Origin of the sequence: Mesorhizobium sp. B2-4-15 (assembly GCF_006658505.1) — a bacterium.
Taxonomy (GTDB): domain Bacteria; phylum Pseudomonadota; class Alphaproteobacteria; order Rhizobiales; family Rhizobiaceae; genus Mesorhizobium.
Map to the genome: position 1 here is coordinate 219,947 of NZ_VFUZ01000001.1, position 22,205 is coordinate 242,151.

Sequence of the window (22,205 nt, forward strand, 5' to 3'; positions counted from 1 at the left end):
CCGCCGGCAAGGAACAGCGTCACTCTACCCCAACGGACCTGTTTTCGGCGATGGCCCGGCCACGACACGCTCTGGCCTCGAGCAACGCGCTCCCGTCCGGATTTTCTTCATCCGAGCCGGCCCGGCGAATCCAACGCCGGCTCCGAGCCAGCAATGGCTCAAGCCACTGATTCCCGGGGCAAACCCGGACCGGGCCGCAACCATCCGAAGCCACCGCCTTTCCCCGCGCCGGCGACGCGTTACCCGGTTGACACGAAACTGTCATGCGACTGTTATAATCGAAGGCTATTGGCCTCAGCGGGCGCCGGCAAAAAGGGCGCCGAGAGACCATCTTCCGAACAGGAGCAGGCCACATGAGACATTTCATCCGCTCGGCGGCCGTTGCGATTGCAATGGCTGCGGCGTCCACCTTCACCATGTCCGCAGCGTTTGCGGCTGATATCTCCGGCGCTGGCGCCACTTTCCCCTACCCGATCTACGCGAAGTGGGCCGACGCCTACAAGAAAGAGACCGGCATCGGCCTCAACTACCAGTCGATCGGTTCCGGCGGCGGCGTCAAGCAGATCAAGGCCAAGACCGTTACCTTCGGCGCTTCCGACGCGCCGCTGAAGGGTGAAGACCTCAACTCCACCGGTCTCGCCCAGTTCCCGATGGTGATGGGTGGCATCGTGCCCGTCGTCAATCTCAAAGGCATCAAGCCGGGCGAACTCGTTCTCGACGGCACGACGCTGGCCGATATCTTCCTCGGCAAGATCACCAACTGGAACGACGAGGCGATCAAGAAGCTCAACCCCAAGGCCAAGCTGCCAGACCAGGCGATTGCCGTCGTCCACCGTTCGGACGGCTCGGGCACCACGTTCAACTTCAGCTACTATCTCGCCGACGTGAACGCCGACTGGAAGTCCAAGGTTGGCGTCAACAGCGCGCTCGAGTGGCCGGTGGGTATCGGCGCCAAGGGCAATGAAGGCGTTGCCAACAACGTGTCGCAGACCGGCGGCGCCATCGGCTATGTCGAATACGCATATGCCAAGCAGAACAAGCTGACCTACACCGACATGATCAACAAGGACGGCAAGAAGATCGAGCCGACCGCGAAGGCGTTCTCGGCCGCGGCAGCCAATGCCGACTGGAACTCACAGCCGGGTTATGGCGTCATTCTCGCCAATCAGCCGGGTGCCGAATCCTGGCCGATGACGTCCGCGACCTGGATCCTGCTGTACAAGAAGCCCGATGACGCCGCGGCGACCAGCGAAGCCCTCAAGTTCTTTGCCTGGTCCTATGCGAAGGGCGACAAGATGGCGGGTGAACTGGACTACGTTCCGATGCCGGACAAGGTCGTCAAGAGCGTCGAGGAAATGTGGAGCAAGGACATCGTCGGCAGCGACGGCAAGTCGCTCTACGCCGCCAAGTAACTCTCTTTGTCGGAGGGAGGACGCCTTTGGCGTCCTCCCATTTCTTTCGAATACGAGGGGCTAGATGACCACCGTTTCAGAAGCCACGCCGTTATCGAGCGCCATGCGGTCCAGGGATGCGACAGTGCGGCGCTTCGCCTTCACGGACACGGTGTTTCGGGAGGCGACGCGCTCTTCCGCCGTTCTCGTCCTGCTCATCCTCAGCGGCGTCGCCGTCTCGTTGTTTGCCGGCTCATGGGAAGCCCTGTCCAAGTTCGGCTTTTCCTTTCTGACAACCGAGGCATGGAACCCGGTCACCGAGAATTTCGGCGCCCTGTCGCCGATCTACGGCACCATCGTCACGTCAGCCATCGCAATTCTGATCGCCGTTCCCATCGGCATCGGCATCGCCGTCTTTCTCACCGAACTTTGCCCGCGGCCGCTGCGGCGCCCGATCGGCATCGCCGTCGAGCTTCTGGCCGGTATCCCTTCGATCATCTACGGCATCTGGGGCCTGTTCGTGTTCGCACCGTTCCTGCAGACGACGGTACAGCCTTTCATCATCGACATCTTTCACAACGTGCCCGGGCTCTCCAGCCTGTTCGCCGGCCCGCCCTACGGCATCGGCCTGCTGACGTCGTCGCTCATCCTGGCCATCATGGTGCTGCCGTTCATCACCTCGATCACCAAGGACGTGTTCGACACAGTGCCGGCGGTGCTGAAGGAATCGGCCTACGGCATCGGCTGCACAACCTGGGAAGTCACGCGGCGCGTGGTCATTCCCTACACCCGTGTCGGCATTATGGGCGGCGTCATGCTCGGCCTCGGCCGCGCGCTCGGCGAAACCATGGCGGTGACCTTCGTCATCGGCAACGCGCATCGTATCAGCGCCTCGCTGTTCGCGCCGGCGACGACGATCTCCGCGACGATCGCCAACGAATTCACCGAAGCCGACGGCCAACTCTACACCTCTTCACTGGTGGCGCTCGGCCTGATCCTCTTCGTCATCACCTTCATTATCCTTGCCATCGCACGCTATATGCTGATGCGCATCGACGCCCGCACGGGAGCCTGACCGATGTCGACGTCCCTGGCACTCCACAACAGACGCAAGAGAAGGAACGGCGTGATGATGGCGCTCTGCGTCGTCGCCGCCGGCATCGGCCTTGCCTGGCTGGCGCTGATCCTCGGCGCCCTGGTCTACAAGGGCCTGTCCGGCGTTTCGCTGGCGGTCTTCACCGAGATGACGCCACCGCCCGGCGATGCCGGCGGCCTGCTGAACGCCATCTATGGCAGCATCGTGATGACCGTCATCGGCGTCATCGTCGGCACGCCGATCGGTGTGCTGGCCGGTACTTACATGGCCGAATACGGACGCTTCTCGAAGCTGACCACGGTGGTGCGTTTCATCAACGACATCCTGCTGTCGGCGCCGTCGATTGTTATCGGCCTGTTCGTCTATGAGTTGCTGGTGCGGCCGATGGGGCACTTCTCCGCCATCGCCGGCGCCGTCGCGCTGGCCATCCTGGTCATCCCGGTCGTGGTGCGCACCACAGAGGACATGCTCAACCTGGTGCCGAACGCCTTGCGCGAGGCAGGCGCCGCGATCGGCGCACCGCGCTGGGTGGTCATCCGCTCTGTCGCCTATCGTGCGGCACTCTCCGGCATCGTCACCGGCATATTGCTGGCCATCGCCCGCATTTCCGGCGAGACGGCGCCGCTGCTCTTCACCGCGCTCAACAACCAGTTCTGGTCAAGCAATCTCAACGCGCCGATGGCCAGCCTGCCTGTCACCATCTTCCAGTTCGCTCTCAGCCCCTACGAGGAATGGCAGCAACTGGCCTGGACCGGCGCACTCATAATCACCTTAACGGTTCTCGGGCTGAGCATCTTCGCCCGCAGCCTTACCGGACGCAGAGAGGACAGATGAAACCGATGTTGTCCACCGATTTGAACGTGGCCGAGGCCGCCGTGGAAAAGGCCAAGATCGAGGTCAAGAACCTCAATTTCTACTATGGCCAGTCGAAGGCGCTGAAGGACATCAGCCTGTCGCTGCCCGAGCGCAGTGTCACCGCCTTCATTGGCCCTTCGGGCTGCGGGAAGTCGACGCTGCTGCGCGTCTTCAACCGCATCTACGAGCTCTACCCGAGGCAGAGCGCCGAGGGTCAGGTGCTGCTTGACGGCCGGAACATTCTCGACCGCTCGCAGGACCTCAACCTGCTGCGCACCAAGATCGGCATGGTGTTCCAGAAGCCGACGCCGTTTCCGATGTCGATCTATGAAAACATCGCGTTCGGCGTCAGGCTCTATGAGAAGATCAGCAAGGCCGAGATGGACGGCCGTGTCGAGCAGGCGCTGAAGCGCGCGGCTCTGTGGACCGAGGTCAAGGACAAGCTCAACGCCAGCGGCCTCAGCCTTTCGGGCGGCCAGCAGCAGCGTCTTTGCATCGCCCGCACCGTGGCGGTGAAGCCGGAGGTCATCCTGCTTGACGAGCCGGCCTCGGCGCTCGACCCGCTGTCGACCGCCAAGATCGAGGAACTGATCGACGAGCTGCAGGCCGATTACACGATCGTCATCGTCACCCACAACATGCAGCAGGCGGCGCGCGTGTCGCGTCAGACGGCTTTCATGTATCTAGGCGAGCTGGTCGAGTTCGACCGTACCGAGAAGATCTTCACATCGCCCCGCGAGAAGCGCACGCAGGACTATATCACCGGCCGCTTCGGCTGATCTCACGCATACGAGGACCAGGATCATGGCCGAACACACAGTCGCTTCTTTCGACGAGGATCTCGGACAGATCAGCAGGCTGATCAGCGACATGGGCGATCTCGCCAGCTCGATGGTCGGCGGCGCCACCAAGGCGCTGCTGAACTCCGACAACGCGCTGGCACAGCGCGTTGTCTCCGACGACGTCATCATGGACGCGCGCCAGCGCGAACTCGACGATCGCGCCATCACGCTGATCGCCAAGCGCCAGCCGATGGCCGACGATCTGCGGCATGTCGTCGGGTCGATCCGCATGGCCGGCGACCTCGAACGCATTGGCGATCTTGCCAAGAACATCGCCAAGCGCGTCGGTACGGTCGGCCTGTCCACCACGCCGCGCGACCTGTCGCATTCGATAGACGCCATGGCGCAGCTGGTGCTGATCCAGGTGCAGGGCGTGATCGAGGAGTATGCGGCGCACGATGCCGAGGCCCTTGCCAAGCTGCGCGCCGACGACGAACGCATCGACGTCAAATACACCTCCGTGTTCCGCGAACTTCTCACCTACATGATGGAGGATCCGCGCAACATCACCGCTTGCACGCATCTGTTGTTCTGCGCCAAGAATCTCGAGCGGATCGGCGATCATGTGACCAACATCGCCGAGAATGCCTACTACGTGCTGACCGGTACGCAGCTGCCAGCGAATCGTCCAAAGCAGGACGAAACGGCGATGTCGGCGCCGGCGGCTTGATCGTCAGAGCGGTTCACCGTTTCACGGAAAACCGCTCTTGTTTCCATGCAATTCCGGACGGAAACCGCTTCACACTTTTCCTGGAATTGCTTTAGAGGTGACCAGTCGATGATCGCGCCACGCATCATGGTGGTGGAGGATGAGGAGCCGCTCGGCGTGCTCCTCCGCTACAATCTGGAATCGGAAGGCTACCAGGTCGAGGTGGTCCCGCGCGGCGACGAGGCGGAGATCCGCCTGCAGGAGAATGTCCCCGACCTGCTGGTGCTCGACTGGATGGTGCCGGCGGTGTCCGGCATCGAACTCTGTCGCCGGCTAAGGATGCGGCCCGAGACCGAGCGGCTGCCGATCATCATGCTGACGGCGCGCGGCGAGGAAAGCGACCGCGTGCGCGGCCTTTCGACCGGCGCCGACGATTATCTGGTCAAGCCGTTCTCGACACCGGAATTCATGGCCAGGGTCAAGGCGCTGCTGCGCCGCGCCAAGCCGGAAGTGTTGTCCAGTGTGCTCAAGGTCGGCGACATCGTGCTCGACCGCGAATCACATCGCGTCTACCGCAAGAAGAGCGAAATCCGGCTCGGGCCGACCGAATTCCGCCTGCTCGAGTTCATGATGCGTCATCCCGGCCGGGTGTTTTCGCGCAGCCAGCTGCTCGACAATGTCTGGGGGGAGACGATCTATATCGACGAGCGCACGGTGGATGTGCATGTCGGCCGGTTGCGCAAGGCGGTCAACAACGGCCGCATGCCCGACGTCATCCGCACCATTCGTGGTGCAGGGTATGCGATCCGCGAGGATTGAGCGCGACGTTATTCAGGCCACGTTCTCCCCGGAGCCGGCTTTCGCCTGCATGCCCGGCGCGAAAATCTCCTGGTCGACGAAAGTCAGCGCCCGCATGGCGCAGCCCTCGCGGATCAGCGGCAACTCGTTAGGCTCGGTGTCGAAGGAAATCGATTTCGAGTGCTGGCCGCCGGCGGTCTGGGCGATGGCCTCGCGCAAGGCCGGCTCGATCAGGTCGAAGGCGGCGGCGCTGACGCCGACCATGGCGACGGGGGCGGGATCGATCAGCGCGAACAGGCTGCCGAGGCCGTAGCCCAGCGCCTCGCCGGCCCTGCGGTAGGCCTCGCGCTCGGGCCCGTCCGTTTGCCGCGCCGTCGCCGCCAGCGCCCGCATCTGCGCGTCGCTGACATCGGCGACCGGCTCGGTGTCCTCGCTGAGCTGCCTGGCGTTGCGCCAGATGGCGTAATTGCCGGCATAGGCTTCGACGCAGCCGCGCCGCCCGCAACGGCAGAGCGCGCCGCCTGGCCGATGGATCATGTGGCCGAATTCGCCGCCCGAGGAGTGGGTGCCGGTGAAGAGCTCGCCCTTCAGCACCAGGCCCATGCCGATGCCGTGCGAAAGGAGAATGGCGATGAAGTCGTCGCGGTAGCGCTCGGGATCGCGCCAGCGCAGCGCCACCGCCATCATGTTGCAGTCATTCTCCACGGTGGCGGGGATGCCGAACTCGGCTTCGAGTATGTCGGCGAAGGCGATGTCGGTCTGCGGCGTGATGGGCGACCACAGCATTGCCCGGGCATCGGTGTCGGTGATGCCCTGGATGGCCAGCGCGACGCGGGCGACGCTGCGCACGTCGATGTCGGGATCCTCCAGGCGCCGCCGCACGATGGCGACGCATTCGCCGATCAGTGCATCGCGCGACATGGTCAGCGTGTCCAGCCGGCGCTGTTCCTCTGATATGACCTGGCCGGCATAGTCGATAACGGCGACGGACAGGAAATTCAGCGACAGCACAGCGGTCATCACCGTTGCGGCTTCCGCATTGAGGCCAAGGCCGACCTGCGGCCTGCCGCGCTTGAGCGCGCCGGCCTCGCTCGGCTTGCCTTCGGCCAGGATACCTTCGCCGATCAGATCGGAGGAAATCGCCGATATGGTGGAGTGGCTGAGGCCGGTGGTCGCGGCGATTTCGGTGCGCGAGGGCTGGCCGGCCCGGCGCACCGCGGCAATCACCATCGCGCGGTTGCGCCGGCGCAGATCGTCGTGGCGGATTCCGACCGACATGTTTTTCCCATATCCTCCCGGTCGTCGCGGTTCTTCCTGCCCTCGAACACTGTCGGCAACACGACTAAATACTGGCAGAAGCGGCCGATGCTGTCATTTATTTATTGCGGGGCTCGAAAAAAAGTTCCCGGCCCCTCGAAATCCATCAGAATCATTGTTGACAGCTTTCCGGCGATGCATCACTATTTTTTTTGAGGCTCGAAAAAATAGAGCCTTTGTGCCGGCCTTCGGGCCCGTTTGGTCGCGCCATACGCGGCGCAGGGAGGATAATCATGAAGAGATTCGCAGTCGCCATCCTGGCGGGTGTCGCCATGTCACTGACGCTCGCGTCGGTCGCCCAGGCGAAGGGCAAGGTCATCGGCGTTTCTTGGTCCAACTTCCAGGAAGAGCGCTGGAAGACCGACGAGGCCGCCATGAAGAAGGCGATCGAGGCCGCCGGCGACAAATACATCTCCGCCGACGCGCAGTCCAATCCCGGCAAGCAGCTCACCGACGTCGAGAGCCTGATCTCGCAGGGCGCCAATTCGCTGATCATCCTGGCGCAGGACGCCTCGGCGATCGGCCCGGCCGTCCAGAAGGCGCTGGACGAAGGCATTCCGGTCGTCGGCTATGACCGCCTGATCGAGAACAAGGACGTCTTCTACCTGACCTTCGACAACAAGGAAGTCGGCCGCATGCAGGCCCGCGCGGTGTTCAAGGTCAAGCCGGAAGGCAACTATGTCTTCATCAAGGGCTCGGGCGCCGATCCGAATGCCGACTTCCTGTTCTCGGGCTCGATGGAAGTGCTCAAGCCGGCCATCGACAGCGGCAAGATCAAGAATGTCGGCGAGGCCTATACGGACGGCTGGCTGCCCGCCAACGCCCAGAAGAACATGGAGCAGTTCCTGACCGCCAACGACAACAAGGTCGATGCCGTGGTCGCCGCCAATGACGGCACCGCCGGCGGTGTCGTCGCGGCGCTGACCGCGCAAGGCCTTGCCGGCACAGTGCCGGTGTCGGGCCAGGACGGCGACCATGCCGCGCTGAACCGCATCGCGCTCGGCACGCAGACCGTGTCGGTGTGGAAGGACGCGCGTGAGCTCGGCAGGAATGCCGCCGAGATCGCCTCGCAGCTGGCTGACGGCAAGAAGATGACCGACATCGCCGGCGTGAAGGACTTCACGACGCCTGGCGGCAACACCGTCAAGTCGCTGTTCCTGACCCCGGTCGCCATCACCAAGGACAATCTCAACGTCGTCATCGATGCCGGCTGGATCAAGAAGGACGAAGTCTGCGCGGGCGTCGCCGCCGGCACCGTCGCGGCCTGCAACTAAGCTGGCCTGTTTCTCTCAGATATAGACGCCGCGGCCCTGGAACGGTTCAGTGTTTCTTGAATCGCTGAACCGTTCCAGCCCATTGTTTCCCGCAATTCCGGATGCAAAACCGCCACGCACTTTTCCTGGAATTGCTTCAAAGCCGCGGCGTTTTCTCAAAAAGATTTGTGTTTCCGCATCAGGCGGATAGCTTCTAGGCTGGGCTCCGGCGTCCGCGCCAGACGGCGGCCAGTGGGAGGAAATCATGACCGACACGACGTCCAACCCGCCGCAGGTCGATACCGCACGCGCCTCGGAACTCGGCGCGGTTGCCCGCTTCCTGAAGGCAACCGAGATCGACACCCGCATGCTCGGCATGATTGGCGCTCTGTTGCTGATCTGGGTCGGACTGCACGTGATTTCGAGCCTGCGTCTGGGCGTCAATCCGCTCGATTTCGACAGCCGCACCTTTCTCACGCCGCGCAATCTATGGAACCTTTCAGTACAAAGCTCCGCGGTTGCCATCATGGCCTGCGGCATGGTGCTGGTCATCGTCATGCGCAACATCGACCTGTCCGTCGGCTCGGCCGAGGGCCTGATCGGCATGGTCATGGGTTTTGCCCAGGTGCATTTCCTGGTGCGGTTTGTCGGGCTTGAACTCGGCAATCCGTGGATCTGGGTGCTCGCGCTGCTCATCGGCCTGGTGCTGGGCCTGCTGATCGGCGCCTTCCAGGGCTTCATCATCGCCTATCTCGAAGTGCCGGCCTTCATCGTCACGCTTGGCGGCCTGCTGGTCTGGCGCGGCGCTGCCTGGTGGGTCACCAGCGGCCAGACCGTGGCGCCGCTCGACGCCACCTTCCAGCTGATGGGAGGCGGGCCGGCCGGATCGATCGGCGCCACCTGGAGCTGGATCGTCGGCATCGTCGCCTGCCTCGCCGTGGTGTTTGCGCTGTTCAACGGACGGGTGCAGCGCAAGCGTTTCCGCTTCCCGCTGCGCCCGATCTGGGCCGAGACGCTGCTTGGCGCCGTCACCTGCGCCGCCATCATGGGCGCGGTGTGGCTGGCCAACTCCTATCCGTGGCCGATCGGCATCGTGAACAGATACGCCGCCGCCAACAACATCACCGTGCCCGAGGGCGGCCTGTTCATCGCTCACGGCATCGCCATTCCGGTGCTGATGGCGGTTGCGGTCGGGCTGATCATGACCTTCATCACCAACCGCACCCGTTTCGGTCGCTATGTCTTTGCCATCGGCGGCAATCCGGAGGCCGCCAATCTCGCCGGCATCAACACGCGCTGGATCACCATGAAGGTGTTCATGATCATGGGCGTGCTGGCCACGATCGCCGCCGCGATCTCGTCGGCCCGGCAGAACTCGTCCACCAATGTGCTTGGAACATTGGACGAGCTGCTCGTCATCGCCGCCGCCGTCATCGGCGGCACCTCGCTTGCCGGTGGTTCGGGAACGATCATCGGCGCCATGCTCGGCGCGCTGCTGATGCAGTCGCTGCAATCGGGCATGGTGCTGCTCGGTGTCGACTCGCCGCTGCAGAGCATCGTCGTCGGCGCCGTGCTGGTCATCGCCGTTTGGCTCGACACCGTCTATCGCAAGCGGGTTTAGAGGATACGATCATGGCTGACAAAACCGCTCCCGCCGGCACGCCGCTGGTCGACATGCGCAACATCTCGATTGCCTTTGGCGGCATCCGGGCCGTCGACGACGCCTCGATCGATCTTTTCGCCGGCGAGGTCGTGGCGCTGCTCGGCCACAACGGCGCCGGCAAGTCGACGCTGATCAAGATACTCTCCGGCGCCTACAAGCGCGACGCCGGGCAGATCTTCGTCAATGGCGAGGAAGCCACGATCACCAATCCGCGCGATGCCAAGAAATACGGCATCGAGACGATCTATCAGACGCTGGCGCTGGCCGACAATGTCGACTCCGCCGCCAATTTGTTCCTCGGCCGCGAGCTGATGACCGCCTGGGGCACGCTCGACGACGTGGCGATGGAGGCCGAGGCGCGCAAGGTGATGGGGCGGCTCAATCCCCGCTTCCAGCGTTTCAAGGAGCCGGTCATCAAGCTGTCGGGCGGGCAGCGGCAGTCGGTGGCGATCGCCCGCGCTATCCTGTTCAACGCCCGCATCCTGATCATGGACGAGCCGACCGCGGCGCTTGGGCCCCAGGAAACGGCACAGGTCGGCGAACTGGTCAGGCAGCTCAAGTCCGATGGCATCGGCATCTTCCTGATCAGCCACGACATCCACGATGTGTTCGAATTGGCCGACCGGGTCTGCGTGATGAAGAACGGCCAGGTCGTCGGCACCGCGCGCACCACGGATGTAACCCAGGACGAGGTGCTCGGCATGATCATCCTGGGCAAATGTCCTCCTGGCGCCATTCCCGGACCGGGTGCGCTGAAGATCGCCGCCTGAGGCCTGTCGGTCGCGCCCGGCATTGGCGGACCGGGCCCGCGTTGCCGCTCATGTGATATGCCAGTGATCGCGATGGCTTGGCCTGGCCATTGTGTTGGCCCGGCGACTTGCCCATAAAGGTCCGGTATTGCCCATGGACCGCATCATCCGTTGAAGAGACTTTTTCCAATCGTTGCGTTCATCGCCGTTGCGCTGATCAGCATGACCATGGCTGGGTTCGCCTATTTCGCGACGCAGGAAGCCGCCCGCATCAAGTTCGAAGCGGCGGCCGACGATGCACTCAACCGGATCGAGAGCCGGATCGACCTGCATCTGTCGCTGCTGCGGTCGACGCAGGCCCTGTTCGACGCCCGCAACGGCGACATCTCCCAGAACGAGTTCAAGGCGTTCTTCAATGCGCTGGATATCGACCACAACTTCGCCGGCCTGCGCGGCATCGGCTTCCTCCAGCTTGTCAAGACGGGCGACGAAGCGGCGGTCGAACGCGATATCCTGCACGATTTTGGCGCCAGCCATCCGGTCTATCCGGACTCGACGCAGCCCTGGCGCGCGCCCATCACGCTTTTCGAGCCGCTGGATCCCTCCAGCCAGTCCAGCATCGGCTACGATATGTTCAGCGAACCGGTGCGGCGCGCGGCGATCGAGAAGGCAATGGCCGATGACCAGCAGCACGCGAGCGGGCTGGTGCAACTGGGCCAGGGCACGGGTGTGGCGCAGACCTTCACCGGCTTCCTGGTCTTCGTGCGGCTCAACGTCGAAACCGCGCCGGAGGTCATCAACGCATCGCGATCCTCGACCGCGGGCTTTCTTTACGCCGCCTTCCGGGCCCGCGACCTGTTCCAGATCGCGCTCAGCCGCGCGCCGCTGCTGCCGGTCAACACCGAGATCTATGACGGCGCGGTGAATGGCGACAATCTGCTGTTCCGGTCGGAGACGCCACCGGTTTCGGCCCTTGGTGACCGGCTGCTGGTCACCCGAAAGATCACGGTGGCCGGCCGTCCGTGGACCGTGCTGTTCAGGCCGACCAGCGCCTTCTCGCAGCCGTCGTCGCGCGCCATCCCGGTGATGCTGGGGCTGTTTGGTCTGCTGCTGGCGGGCGCCATCGCGCTGGTGGCCCGCTATCAGGAGCGGGCCTACGAGGCGGCATCGCGCCTGCACGAAACGACCGAAAAGAGCCTGCTTGAAAAGGACCTGATGCTGCAGGAGATGAAACACCGCATCAAGAATTCGATTACCAGGGTGCTGGCGATCGCGCGGCAGACGGCTTCGCGGGCGACCGATGTCAACGAGTTTTCCGCATCCTTCTCGGCCAGGCTGCAGGCCATGGCTGCGTCACAGGATATGCTGACGCGCTCGCGCTGGCAGAAGGCCGATCTCGCCGACCTCCTGCGCATCGAGCTCGGCCAGGTGTTCGGCAAGGAACTGCCCGACGAGCTCCTCTCGGGGCCGGAGGTGCTGCTCGACGAGACCACGACGCAGGCGCTTGGCCTGACCTTCCATGAGCTGGCGACCAATGCGCTCAAATACGGCGAAGCCGGCAATTCCGTTGGCGCGCTCAAGGTGGACTGGCTGCTGGAGGGGCGCGGGCGGGAGCGGACGCTGGCCCTGAACTGGCGGGAGGTCGGAAAGAAGAAAGTCGAGGCGCCGGCCGAAACCGGTTTCGGCACCAAGCTGATCGACCTCAATGTCACGCGCGAACTGCGCGGCACGATCAAACGCGATTTTCAGGCCGATGGTCTGAAGGTGGAAATCAGAATTCCGCTGGTCGGCTAAATCTGCCGTTACCAGGCCAAGCAACAGATCGCCGGTCAAGAAAATCCGGAGGCACGATACCGGCCTCCGGATCTGCATTCCGTTGTCGCTGACTAGTTGCAGCGCGCCGTGTAGATGCGGCCGTGGCGATCACGGTATTGGCAGTAGCCATTGCGCAGGTTGCGCACCAAAAGGCCGGAACCGGCACCAACAGCCGCACCGACCAGTGCGCCCTTGCCGCCGCCGACCAGGCCGCCGATACCGGCGCCAATCAAGGTACCGCCAGCCACATCCTTTTCGGTGCTGGTACAGCCGCTGACCGCGACCACCGCAACCATGGCAATAATCATTTTCCGCATAGAGTCACTCCTCACTTTGTGTCCTCACTTTAGTAAACTCCAACCGCCATTTAGCATGAAACAACGGTCTTTGCTGCTCGAATTTATTGTTGGCTAAGGTAGTCTTTTTCTGGGCGCGCCGCGTTCGATGCCATGACGGGGCCGGAAATCGCCAGCGAAGCGTCGAGGCTGCCATCGGGGCGCACATTCCAGACGATCTGGTCGTAGTCGTCCTCGAGCGCGGGATCGACAGGAAGGCATTTGGCAACGACATGCTGCGCCTGCCCCTGAACGTCGCTCATGGCGAAGGGACGTTCGGCGGTGCATTCATCGGCGGTTGCAAAAACGCTCACGGGAACCTGCAGTTCACGGCACTCGGCCATCGAGTTGGTGCAACCAATGACCAGCAGCAACGCGGCGATGTGTTCCATGGGGAAATATCCTCTCGCCACAACAACGGACCGCATCGCCAGAAAGTTCCTTTTCCATCCAGGGACAGGCGAATAATGCCGGCCCGCCGGGAACAGATTTCCGCAATGGCCCCCGTCACCAGTTGGAACGGCGGCCAAGACCATATCGCAGCCGGCCCACAGCCAGGACGCCGATCGCGATCAGGTGAACTGGAACAGCGCTGTCAGGAGGATTGCGGCGACCAGCGCCAATACAACAATGCCCGGTAACCGGTTACGGGCAGCGGGAAGCGATTGCGCGGACGCCTCGGGATCCAGGAACTCGCCCATGGAAATTCGAGCGGCCTGTTCCAGTCTGTTCATGTCGGCAATCGTCAAGGGCGTCCTCCCGCACCGAGCTGTAAATGCTACTGCGGAAATGTCCAAAAAGGCCGCAGGTTCCGCTGGTATCCGAGAAAAACAGCATTCACTCTTATGGTGAATAGCCGGTTAAGAATCGCTGCTTGTCGTGGCCCGCTCATTGCGTATCGAAGTTGCTGTGCGGAACGACAAGGCGGTATTCAAGATGGCCATCGGCGATGTCGAGGCTCGCGGTTCCACTCAGGGATGCCGGCACCACCCGTTCCAGCGCGACGCTGCCGAAACGCTTTTGCTTGCCTCGGCCGCCGTTGGTGCCGATGGTTTCGGCCCATATGAGGGACAGGGTAACTTCACCGGTGGCGGCAGTGTTGAGATCGGCGGTCACCTCGACGAAACCATCCGGCCGGGACAGGGCACCGTAGCTGACCGAATTGACCGCGAGTTCATGCATCGCCAGGCCGATATGCAGCGCGGCGTTTGGATTGAGGTAGGGATTGGCGCCCCGGAAGCGAAGGCTATGCGGTGTGTTCGTCTCGTAGCGGCCGACCTGGCTCGCCACCAACTCATGGAGCGCCGCGCCGCGCCAGTTGGAGGATGTCACCAGATCCTGGGAAGAAGCCAGCGACTGAAGTCGGCCGCGAAAGCGCGTCAGGAAGTCGCTGATGCCATCGGAATAGCGACCGGTCTGGGTCGCGATGCTCTGGATGATCGCCAGGAGGTTCTTCGAGCGGTGGCTGACTTCGCGCAGAAGCGTTGTCAGCGTCTGTTCGCGCCGTTTCTGCTCGGTCGTCTCGACCATGGTGGTGACGACACCTTGCACGTCGCCGTCGTCGCCCCGGTCGGCATCAACCCAAACCTGAAACCAGCGCACGCCGTTCTCGACCGGCATACTGATCTCAAGGTGCTGAGGATCGCCAGTCACGACCACATCGTGCTTGGCGGCGCTGATGCGGTCGGCCTGCGCCAACGGCAGGATGCCATTGCCATCGGTATTGTCCGAAACCCAGGGCGCACGCATGTTGCGGGCCCAGACGGTCTTCATCTCGCGATCCTGATAAAGAACCGAGATTCCGGCATTGTAGAGGGCGTGGAGCAGAGCCCGGCCAAGCTGCATGCCGCTTTCAGCCGGATGCAGGGCGATGACCTCGTCGGTCCGTGCGCCTTCCGTTTTATCTGGAGTCCTGGAGCGCATCGGTCAATCTGTCCACCCAACTCACGCTGAACGGCTCACTGTCAAATGGGTTCCCAATGAAATTTCTTGGAAAGCCAGCCTTCAAAAGCGGTCCGCCGGACGGTGTCCCTTTGAAGGATACCGCCCGGCGGTGGCTGGAAACCGTTTGAGGGGTGCGGCTTCCAGTGTTCGCTTGGATGCGTTCACGCCCGTCTGAACAGGCCGGCAAGAAGCGAAATGACCAGGAAGGCGAGAAAGATGAAGAACAGAATCTGCGCGATCCCAGCAGATGTACCGGCGATGCCGCCAAAACCAAGCGCGCCGGCGATGATTGCTACGACGAGAAATACGAGCGCCCAGTAAAGCATGGTTCTTCTCCTTCCGAATGATGCTGACAAAACGTGGGTGGTTGCGGTTTGTTCCACCCTTTGCCGAAAAAGACGACGCATGCAATGGTTCGGATCAATTCGCCGATAAGGACCGCAAAGGGCCGCCCGACGCATCGCATCGGGCGGCCCCGAAGTCATACTGTCCGATCAGATCCGCGAAAGCCCTGAGCCTATGCGGCGGCCTTCGCCTGACGGTCGAAGAACAGCGCCTGGCTGATCAGCGCCTTGACCATGTCGGGATTGAACGGCTTGGTCACCAGGAAGGCCGGTTCCGGGCGCTCGCCGGTCAGGAGGCGCTCCGGAAAGGCGGTTATGAAGATAACCGGCACGGAGGTCGACGACAGGATTTCGTTGACCGCCTCGATGCCTGAACTGCCGTCGGCGAGCTGGATGTCGGCCAGCACCATCTTCGGCCGCGTCTTGCCGAACATCGTCACCGCTTCGGCGTGGGTACGCGCCGTGCCGACGACACGATGGCCGAGGCTCTCGACCATCTCTTCTATGTCCATGGCGATCAGCGGCTCGTCCTCGATGATCAGCACGTCGGTTGCCACCTGGCGGGAAATCTCATTGCTTGCCTGGGCAAGCAAGTCGGAGAACTCCTGTTCGCCGACGTCGAGTATCTCGGCGGCCTCGTCCTCGCTGAAGCCTTCGACGGCAACCAGCAGGAAGGCCTGGCGGGGAAGCGGCGCGATCGCATTGAGATTGGCGGCCGCGCGCTGTTCCCACGCCGATTGTGCCTGCTCCTGCGGCACGCGGATGGCGACCGAGGTGAAGAGCTTGGCGAAAACCTTGTACAAGGCGATGCGGTCGCTCGATGCCTCCGGGAAGATGTCGATATCGGCAATGATGGCCTCGAGCATCGCGGCGACCAGCGCGTCGCCGCTCTCTTGCGATCCCGAGACGGCACGCGAGAAGCGGCGCAGGAATGGCAGATGCGGAGCGATGGTGGCGGATAAGCTCATGATGGACGTCTCCCTCACATGACGTGTTTGACTGAATCGCAGGTCAAGCTGCTTGCAAGCCCCACAGGTACAACGCGGCCTTTCCGAAAAAGTTCCGCGTGATATGGAACGAATGGGCGGCGACGGCGTTGAGACCCGGGATGGGCAACCAGACGAGGGGCCGCTTGCCTTGTGTTGAGTTGAATATGGGCGGCTTCGGTGCTGGAATATAAGGGCAAAATGAAAAATATGACGAAAGATATTTTGGCTGGCGCCGCGGGCAGGCGCCGGAACGGGGTCGGCGATCCATTGGGGCCGAATTCCGAAATCGGGCGCAAACTCAAACAGTATTATGACGAGCTGGTGTCCGACGATGTGCCGGATCGCTTTGCCCGGTTGCTCAGCCAACTGGAGCAGACCGAACCCGCGCAGAAAAAGGACTGAGGGCATGGCAGCGGTCTCCCAAGGCTTCAAGACCGATCTGCTTGGGGCAATACCAAGCTTGCGGGCGTTTGCCGTGTCGCTGACGCAAAATGCCGACAAGGCCGACGACCTCGTTCAGGAAACGCTGGTCAAAGCCTGGGACAAGCATGAGAGCTTCCAGCCCGGCACCAATCTCAAAGCCTGGCTTTTCACGATCCTGCGCAATGAATTCTATTCGCAAATGCGCAAGCGTGGCCGCGAGGTGCAGGACAGCGACGGCATCATGACGGCCAGGCTCGCGGTGCATCCGGCCCAGCACGGCCAACTCGACCTCAAGGATTTTCGGGGCGCTCTCGAGCAGCTTCCGGAGGACCAGCGTGAAGCCATCATCCTCATCGGTGCATCGGGCTTCTCCTATGAGGAGGCCGCCGAAATCTGCGGCTGCGCGGTCGGAACGATCAAGAGCCGCGTCAGCAGAGCCCGCACACGGCTGCAGGAAATCCTGAAAATCTCCGGTGAAGACGAATATGGCCCCGATGCGATCTCAACTCAGGTCACCGGGACGGCTGCGCATTGAAGCGCGATCCGGACGCGGCCGCATCGGTCTCAACCAGGGGAGCCTCGTCCGTAAGCCTGGGCCACCGCTTCGACGAGATCTTGGCCTGAATAGGGTTTGGAGACCAGCCTCACTCCCGGAAAGGATGCCTGGATCTCGTGCGCATCCGAATAGCCGGAGGCAAACACGAACGGGACGCCTGTTTCCCGCAAGCCGGCGGCGAATTCGAGCGTCGAGGCGCCACCCAGCATCAGATCGACGATGGCCGCGTCGAATTGCAGTGCGATCTTTCGGCCATCGACCTCGGTCAGGTTGCGGGCAACCACCACTTCATTGGCACCATGGTCGCGGCAAAGCTGCTCCACATCCATGGCAATGAGGAATTCATCCTCCAGGACAAGAATTCGCAATCCGTCAAGCAAGTGAGGCACAGGCAATCGCTCCATGAAACATCGTGAGTCATGATCGCTATTTGGCGCATTGTCATTTAAAAAAGACATGCCGCCAGCGGCGGGATCGATCCCTGGCAAGCGATTGAAACCCGACCTGCCAGCTGGCAGGCTTTCGAAGAGGGGTCGAAATGCCAGGCCAGAATGCGCATTCTTTTTCAAGCCAATATCCCTGCGAGAATTGCCCATTACGGCCCCTGCCGGTCTTCCGGGAGTTCGAAAAACAGGAGCTGGCCTTCATCAGCCGGTTCAAGAAGGGGGAACTCGCGGTCGACAAGGGGGCCACGGTCCTCGTGGAAGGAAGCCATAGCGCCCATCTCTACACCGTGCTGTCGGGATGGGCATTCCGCTACAAGCTGTTGCCGGATGGTCGCCGACAGATCCTCAACTATCTCATGCCCGGCGATCTCATTGGCCTGCAAGGCAGCGTCATGGGAGAAATGCAGCATTCCGTCGAGGCCCTGTCGCCAATGCTGCTATGCGTCTTCGAACGCGACAACCTGCATGAGCTCTACCGCAACCATCCGGGTCTCGCCTACGACATCACGTGGATCGCGTCGCGCGAAGAACGGATGCTGGACGAGAACCTGCTCAGTGTCGGCCGACGCAGTGCGATCGAGCGCGCCGCCTATCTTATCGCCTTCATAGGCAGCCGCGCCAAAGTTGTCGGACTGAGCGGCAAGCAGTCCATCCGGATACCGATCACGCAGCAGCACATCGCCGACACGCTTGGCCTGTCGCTGGTTCACACCAACAAGACGATCCGCAGATTGATGGACCGCAAGCTGATCGTCTGGCGCGACGGCGGCTGCGAGGTCGTCGACAATGAAGCGCTCAAGCAGCTCGCTGGCTGGGAAGGGCTGGGCGAGGGCCGCCGCCCACTGATCTGATGCGGCTAATCCCGGCAGATGGATGCGCGCCGGCAGGTTTTCGGCTAGTTTGTCCCGACGTCGGAACCTTGAGACGCACGGCGCGTTTGAAATCGAGCAATCACAAGGAGTTAAGCAATGGCAACCGCCGCAGGGAAGACCGCCAACGAGGCGCGGGCGAATTCGGATCTCGAAGCCGACATCAGGCAGCTTAAGGCCGATATCAACAAGCTCACCAAGCAGTTGGCCAAGACCGGCGAAGATGGCTACGGCACAGCGCGCCGTGCGGCGGCGGAAGGTGTCGAGCAGTTGCGCGCTCAGGGTGAAGCGGCCTTCGACAGCCTGCGCGGCAACGCAAGGGACATCGAGGCCCAGATCGTTGCAAGCGTTCGGGAAAAGCCCGTGACGTCCCTGGCGATCGCCGCCGGCGTCGGCTTCCTCTTCGCGCTGCTCGCGCGCCGCTAGTTCCCCCGCAGATGGGACTGCTGGCATCCCTGCTTTCGGGTTTCGCCTCCGGTGAAACCATGGCCGCCATACGCCGCGCGCGTACGGCGGCCATCGTCTATGCGCTTGCCGCGCTGGCGGCGCTCTGCGGTCTCGGCTTTCTGGTCGGGGCAGCCTATATCTGGGTCGCCGCCCGCTATGGATCGCAGGTGACGGCACTTGGCTTCGGCATCGGCTTCCTGGTGATCGCCGGGCTCGTGCTTCTGAGCCATCGCTTGATGGCCGGTGCCCGCGCCCGCCGCGAGGCAATGCGGCGTAAAGCCGATATGAAGGCGATCGGGATCTCCGCCGCACTCGCGGTGCTGCCGGCATTGATTAAGGGAAAAGGCGGCCTCGGCGTCATTCTGGGTCCGGCCGCGGCACTCGTGGCCTATGCCATCTACCGCGAGAACGTGAAGCCCGACGATCCGGAGGCCGGGGGGCGGAAATGACGCCGCCGCTCTGGTCCGCGATCATGGCCAGTCAGTCACTTGGACAGATCTTCCAGCGGCATCGATATTTCGGCGAATACGCCTTCGGGCCGGAATTCATGGGTCACTTCGCTTGAAATGACCTTGGCCAGGCTGCGGCGGATGAGGATTGAACCAAAGCCGTGGCGCTCGGGCGGGGCAACCCGCGGGCCGCCGCTTTCCCGCCAGGTCAGCACCAGGCGCCGGGCGCCCTTCTTGCCCTGTGTCTTCCAGTCGAGATCGACCTTGCCGGATGCAACCGACAGAGATCCATATTGCAGCGCGTTGCTGGCCAATTCGTGCAGGATAAGGCCAAGGCCGACGGCCTGATCGGGCGACAGCAGCAGATCGGCGCCGGAGATGGTGATGCGCGGCCGATCGGCCGTGTCGAACGGCCTGATCTCGATCTGGACGAGTTCGCGGATGCCGATACCGCGCCACTCGCGGTCGGACAAGAGATTGTGGGCGATGCCCAGGGCCTGAAGCCGGGCGCCGAAAGCGTCGAGGAACTCGCTCGGCTGACGGGCATGACGCACGGTCTGGGTCGCCAACGCCTGGACGGTCGCCAGCGTGTTCTTGACGCGGTGGTTGAGCTCGCGCAGCAAAAGCCTCTGCCGTTCGTCGCCGAGCTTGCGCTCGGAGATGTCGTAGTTGACGCCGAAGATCAGTGTCGGCTTGCCGTCGCCATCGCGCTCGATGACGCGGCCGCGTGTCGCCACCCAGCGCGGCGGATGAAAACCTTTCACGCGATATTCGCCGAAATAGTCGTCGCTGCCGGTCAAGGCATCGCGAAAGCGGGTTTCGGTCAGGTAGACGTCGCGCGGGTCGATGGCGGCGAGGATGTCGCGTGCTCGCAGGCGGGTCGAGCGCGGCAGGTTGAACAGTTCCGACAGCCGGACATCGCATTCGATCATGTCGCTGCGGATATCCCATGCCCAGCTGGCGAGCGAGGCCGCATCGAGCGCGATGGCGCGCCGTTTTTCCTCGCGCGCAAGTGCGGCCTCGGCGATAGCACCGCTGCGGGTCGCATCCTTCAAGGTGAACAGGTTGCCGGCAAGGCCGGCGAGAGTCCTCAACTGGTCGAGCCTGGCCCGGGATGGATAGGCGTGCGGCTTGCGGTCAAATACGCACAGCGTGCCGATGCTGGCGCCTGCGACGATGATCGGAGCGCCGGCATAGAAGCGCACATGGTGCTTGCCGGTGACCAGCGGGTTGGCTTTGAACCGTGGATCCGTCGTTGCGTCCGCCACCACCATGGGTTCGTCGCCAGCGGCGATCGTGTGGGCGCAAAAGGAGATGTCGGTCGCGGTCCCGGTCTCGTCCAGGCCGAAGCAGGACTTGAACCATTGCCGTTCGAGATCGACGAGCGTGACCAGCGCGACCGGCACGTGCATCACGGCCGCGGCAAGGCTGGTGATGCGGTCGAAATCCGGATCGGCCGCGGTATCCAGCATCTCCAGCCCATGCAGCACGGCCAGCCGGTCTTCGTCCCTCACCGCGCGCGCAACCTTGGCCGGCAGACCCGGCGCTGTTTCGGTCCTGCTATTCACCCAAGTCCCCAATGTCCCGGCCTTCGCCGTCTTACCCGCCAGGCCCGGCGTTTCCGGAACCATCCTAGCAAGGAACCGTTACCCGACCATGATTTGCCGGATGCACCCCGGTAGTGCAAAACGAGACAAGGACCGACCATGACCAAGATCATTCCCGAAAACAAAGCGCGTCAAGGGCGATGGGGCTGGCACGGTTTGCGTATTCTGATCGCTGCGCTGCTTCTGGCCTTCGCGGCCTGGGGCATTGCCGAAATCTATGGCGAGGTGGCCAAGACCCCGGCGACAGAGCAAGGAAGCGCGCCAAGCGGCTAGATTTTCGGCCGCCATCGTTCGAGATCGCATCAGGCGGCCTTTGCCTCGGCAATGCTGGCCGGCACCAGGACGTTGAGCGCGCCAGGCTGGATTTCAATGATCGTCTCACGATCGAGCCTGACCAGTTCGCCATCCATGACGGCACGGAACTTCCTGCTGCCGGAATGAATCTTCAGAACCGTCCGATCGGATTGATGGATTTCGACATGCTCGTTGTCGCGCCATTTGCCGCGCGCCATGTTGAAGAAGAACTTGACGAGCTCGGCGCGTTGCTGCGCCACCGTGACATAGATGCCGAGCACGCCGCCCGCCGGATTGTCCGCATAAGGCAGGTGACCTTCGCCGAACAGGTTGTTGGTGACGCCGATACCTGATATGCGCGCCGTCATCTCGGCCTCGCCGATACTGAGCGTGACGTTCATGGCCGGCGGATTCTTGATTGTCGCCCAGGCCGCCTTGGCCGAAGCGCCGATCTTTCCCAGGCGCGAACCGAATTCCATCCTCTCGCGCAGCTGCACCATCCTTGCATGCATGCCTATGGAGAACTGATGGATGAAGGGCTGGCCGTTGGCCGTAGCCATGTCGACCGCGATGATTTCGCCGTCGGCGAAGGACTTCAGCGCGGCATCGAGCGACTGCGGAATGCCCAGACCACGTGCGAACAGGTTCATGGTGCCGGCGGGCAATATGGCAAGCGCTTTTTTCTTGCCCATCAACCTGGCCGCCGCGGCTGAAATGGTTCCGTCACCGCCACCAGCCAGCACGACATCGACGGTGCGGCGCGAAGCGGCATAGTCGAGAGTTTCCGCTACGTCCTTGCCGGCGACCACATCTATGCTGAGAGTGTGGCCTGCCGTTTCAAGCGTCTGACGCACCCTGTCGGAAAAAGCGGCGAGGTCGATGGTGCGCAAGGTGCCGCCGTCCTGGTTCAGCACCGCAGCAAATTTCATGCCCCGCTCCGTAAGCTCAACCAAAAGCCGACCGGGACGCGCCCAGCCAAGGCAAAAAACGCGGCGAAACGGGAAAGGTTCCCGGCAGCGCCGGGGACCTGCGGCCGCATTTGGTGGCTGTCATCCACGAGCGTCGTGTTGGTCA

27 protein-coding genes are annotated in these 22,205 nt (G+C 62.8%); 16 read left to right on the forward strand and 11 right to left on the reverse strand.

The genetic code is table 11. The features are described from left to right. The first annotated feature begins 353 nt into the window (after positions 1-353). The 6 genes from pstS (at position 354) to phoB (ending at position 5,652) form a co-directional block, all read left to right on the forward strand. Complete coding sequence (gene pstS / locus FJ930_RS01180) at positions 354-1,412, forward strand: phosphate ABC transporter substrate-binding protein PstS (RefSeq protein ID WP_140608876.1); 1,059 nt, start codon at positions 354-356, stop codon at positions 1,410-1,412. Between the two features lie 64 nt (positions 1,413-1,476). Further along, positions 1,477-2,466 (forward strand): phosphate ABC transporter permease subunit PstC, encoded by a 990-nt coding sequence (gene pstC, locus FJ930_RS01185; protein ID WP_140743030.1) that lies wholly within the window; start codon positions 1,477-1,479, stop codon positions 2,464-2,466. Between the two features lie 3 nt (positions 2,467-2,469). Further along, positions 2,470-3,321: a phosphate ABC transporter permease PstA gene (gene pstA, locus FJ930_RS01190; RefSeq protein WP_140608872.1), complete on the forward strand. Its 852-nt coding sequence runs from the start codon at positions 2,470-2,472 to the stop codon at positions 3,319-3,321. Further along, on the forward strand, positions 3,318-4,121 hold the full coding sequence (gene pstB, locus FJ930_RS01195; RefSeq protein WP_140765961.1) for a phosphate ABC transporter ATP-binding protein PstB: 804 nt from the start codon (positions 3,318-3,320) through the stop codon (positions 4,119-4,121). Before pstA ends, pstB begins: the two co-directional genes overlap by 4 nt. Positions 4,122-4,146: 25 nt before the next feature. Further along, a complete protein-coding gene (phoU, locus tag FJ930_RS01200) occupies positions 4,147-4,854 on the forward strand; it encodes a phosphate signaling complex protein PhoU (protein WP_140608868.1) in 708 nt (235 codons plus the stop codon). A 108-nt stretch (positions 4,855-4,962) separates the two neighbouring features. Continuing rightward, positions 4,963-5,652 carry a phosphate regulon transcriptional regulator PhoB gene (gene phoB / locus FJ930_RS01205; protein WP_032917568.1) on the forward strand — a complete coding sequence of 230 codons (690 nt, stop codon included), beginning with the start codon at positions 4,963-4,965 and terminating at the stop codon, positions 5,650-5,652. Between the two features lie 12 nt (positions 5,653-5,664). Here the strand turns inward: phoB and FJ930_RS01210 are convergent, their stop codons facing one another. Continuing rightward, a complete protein-coding gene (locus tag FJ930_RS01210) occupies positions 5,665-6,909 on the reverse strand; it encodes an ROK family protein (RefSeq protein ID WP_141833875.1) in 1,245 nt (414 codons plus the stop codon). Between the two features lie 272 nt (positions 6,910-7,181). Here FJ930_RS01210 and xylF point away from each other — a divergent pair, with 272 nt between their 5' ends. Next, a complete protein-coding gene (xylF, locus tag FJ930_RS01215) occupies positions 7,182-8,222 on the forward strand; it encodes a D-xylose ABC transporter substrate-binding protein (RefSeq protein WP_140743024.1) in 1,041 nt (346 codons plus the stop codon). 15 nt (positions 8,223-8,237) lie between these two features. Here the strand turns inward: xylF and FJ930_RS01220 are convergent, their stop codons facing one another. Next, a complete protein-coding gene (locus FJ930_RS01220; protein ID WP_141833878.1) occupies positions 8,238-8,468 on the reverse strand; it encodes a hypothetical protein in 231 nt (76 codons plus the stop codon). On the opposite strand from FJ930_RS01220, the gene FJ930_RS01225 reads away from it, so the two are divergent. The 3 genes from FJ930_RS01225 (at position 8,467) to FJ930_RS01235 (ending at position 12,407) form a co-directional block, all read left to right on the forward strand. Beyond that, positions 8,467-9,822, forward strand: coding sequence for a sugar ABC transporter permease (locus FJ930_RS01225; protein WP_141833881.1), 1,356 nt, complete (start codon positions 8,467-8,469; stop codon positions 9,820-9,822). The two genes, FJ930_RS01220 and FJ930_RS01225, sit on opposite strands and share 2 nt — an antisense overlap. A gap of 11 nt (positions 9,823-9,833) precedes the next feature. Continuing rightward, positions 9,834-10,634 (forward strand): ATP-binding cassette domain-containing protein, encoded by an 801-nt coding sequence (locus FJ930_RS01230; RefSeq protein ID WP_141833884.1) that lies wholly within the window; start codon positions 9,834-9,836, stop codon positions 10,632-10,634. 150 nt (positions 10,635-10,784) lie between these two features. Beyond that, positions 10,785-12,407: a CHASE domain-containing protein gene (locus FJ930_RS01235; protein WP_141833887.1), complete on the forward strand. Its 1,623-nt coding sequence runs from the start codon at positions 10,785-10,787 to the stop codon at positions 12,405-12,407. Between the two features lie 92 nt (positions 12,408-12,499). On the opposite strand, the gene FJ930_RS01240 is transcribed toward FJ930_RS01235, so the two are convergent. From FJ930_RS01240 to FJ930_RS01260, 6 genes are all read right to left on the reverse strand, one after another. Next, positions 12,500-12,745, reverse strand: a complete 246-nt coding sequence (locus FJ930_RS01240; protein WP_140608856.1) for a YMGG-like glycine zipper-containing protein — start codon at positions 12,743-12,745, stop codon at positions 12,500-12,502. Positions 12,746-12,828: 83 nt separating this feature from the next. Beyond that, positions 12,829-13,155, reverse strand: a complete 327-nt coding sequence (locus FJ930_RS01245) for a hypothetical protein (RefSeq protein WP_141833890.1) — start codon at positions 13,153-13,155, stop codon at positions 12,829-12,831. 180 nt (positions 13,156-13,335) lie between these two features. Continuing rightward, positions 13,336-13,512: a hypothetical protein gene (locus FJ930_RS29920; protein WP_181176380.1), complete on the reverse strand. Its 177-nt coding sequence runs from the start codon at positions 13,510-13,512 to the stop codon at positions 13,336-13,338. Between the two features lie 139 nt (positions 13,513-13,651). Beyond that, positions 13,652-14,686: a PAS domain-containing sensor histidine kinase gene (locus FJ930_RS01250; RefSeq protein ID WP_141833893.1), complete on the reverse strand. Its 1,035-nt coding sequence runs from the start codon at positions 14,684-14,686 to the stop codon at positions 13,652-13,654. A gap of 182 nt (positions 14,687-14,868) precedes the next feature. Then, entirely contained in the window at positions 14,869-15,033 is a 165-nt protein-coding gene (locus tag FJ930_RS01255; protein WP_010911886.1) for a DUF1328 domain-containing protein, read from the reverse strand. A 191-nt stretch (positions 15,034-15,224) separates the two neighbouring features. Further along, complete coding sequence (locus FJ930_RS01260; protein ID WP_140743010.1) at positions 15,225-16,019, reverse strand: response regulator; 795 nt, start codon at positions 16,017-16,019, stop codon at positions 15,225-15,227. A gap of 219 nt (positions 16,020-16,238) precedes the next feature. Here FJ930_RS01260 and FJ930_RS01265 point away from each other — a divergent pair, with 219 nt between their 5' ends. Both FJ930_RS01265 and FJ930_RS01270 read left to right on the forward strand, forming a co-directional pair. Continuing rightward, positions 16,239-16,442, forward strand: coding sequence for a NepR family anti-sigma factor (locus FJ930_RS01265; protein ID WP_140608848.1), 204 nt, complete (start codon positions 16,239-16,241; stop codon positions 16,440-16,442). Between the two features lie 4 nt (positions 16,443-16,446). Further along, positions 16,447-16,998, forward strand: a complete 552-nt coding sequence (locus tag FJ930_RS01270) for a sigma-70 family RNA polymerase sigma factor (RefSeq protein ID WP_013892668.1) — start codon at positions 16,447-16,449, stop codon at positions 16,996-16,998. 29 nt (positions 16,999-17,027) lie between these two features. On the opposite strand, the gene FJ930_RS01275 is transcribed toward FJ930_RS01270, so the two are convergent. Further along, the gene (locus FJ930_RS01275; protein ID WP_348642202.1) at positions 17,028-17,588 is read right to left on the reverse strand and encodes a response regulator; all 561 of its coding nucleotides are present in this window, start codon (positions 17,586-17,588) and stop codon (positions 17,028-17,030) included. Between FJ930_RS01275 and FJ930_RS01280 the strand changes: the two genes are divergently transcribed. The 3 genes from FJ930_RS01280 (at position 17,558) to FJ930_RS01290 (ending at position 19,230) form a co-directional block, all read left to right on the forward strand. Further along, positions 17,558-18,316 (forward strand): Crp/Fnr family transcriptional regulator, encoded by a 759-nt coding sequence (locus FJ930_RS01280; RefSeq protein ID WP_141833896.1) that lies wholly within the window; start codon positions 17,558-17,560, stop codon positions 18,314-18,316. The genes FJ930_RS01275 and FJ930_RS01280 overlap by 31 nt on opposite strands. Positions 18,317-18,433: 117 nt before the next feature. Further along, positions 18,434-18,760, forward strand: a complete 327-nt coding sequence (locus FJ930_RS01285) for a DUF883 family protein (protein WP_140608845.1) — start codon at positions 18,434-18,436, stop codon at positions 18,758-18,760. An 11-nt stretch (positions 18,761-18,771) separates the two neighbouring features. Then, entirely contained in the window at positions 18,772-19,230 is a 459-nt protein-coding gene (locus FJ930_RS01290; RefSeq protein ID WP_141833899.1) for a hypothetical protein, read from the forward strand. A 35-nt stretch (positions 19,231-19,265) separates the two neighbouring features. On the opposite strand, the gene FJ930_RS01295 is transcribed toward FJ930_RS01290, so the two are convergent. Continuing rightward, the gene (locus FJ930_RS01295; RefSeq protein ID WP_141833901.1) at positions 19,266-20,798 is read right to left on the reverse strand and encodes an HWE histidine kinase domain-containing protein; all 1,533 of its coding nucleotides are present in this window, start codon (positions 20,796-20,798) and stop codon (positions 19,266-19,268) included. A gap of 138 nt (positions 20,799-20,936) precedes the next feature. Here FJ930_RS01295 and FJ930_RS01300 point away from each other — a divergent pair, with 138 nt between their 5' ends. After that, a complete protein-coding gene (locus FJ930_RS01300; RefSeq protein WP_140608839.1) occupies positions 20,937-21,110 on the forward strand; it encodes a hypothetical protein in 174 nt (57 codons plus the stop codon). Between the two features lie 29 nt (positions 21,111-21,139). Here the strand turns inward: FJ930_RS01300 and FJ930_RS01305 are convergent, their stop codons facing one another. Then, positions 21,140-22,060: a diacylglycerol kinase family protein gene (locus tag FJ930_RS01305; RefSeq protein ID WP_141833904.1), complete on the reverse strand. Its 921-nt coding sequence runs from the start codon at positions 22,058-22,060 to the stop codon at positions 21,140-21,142. Positions 22,061-22,205: the final 145 nt, after the last annotated feature.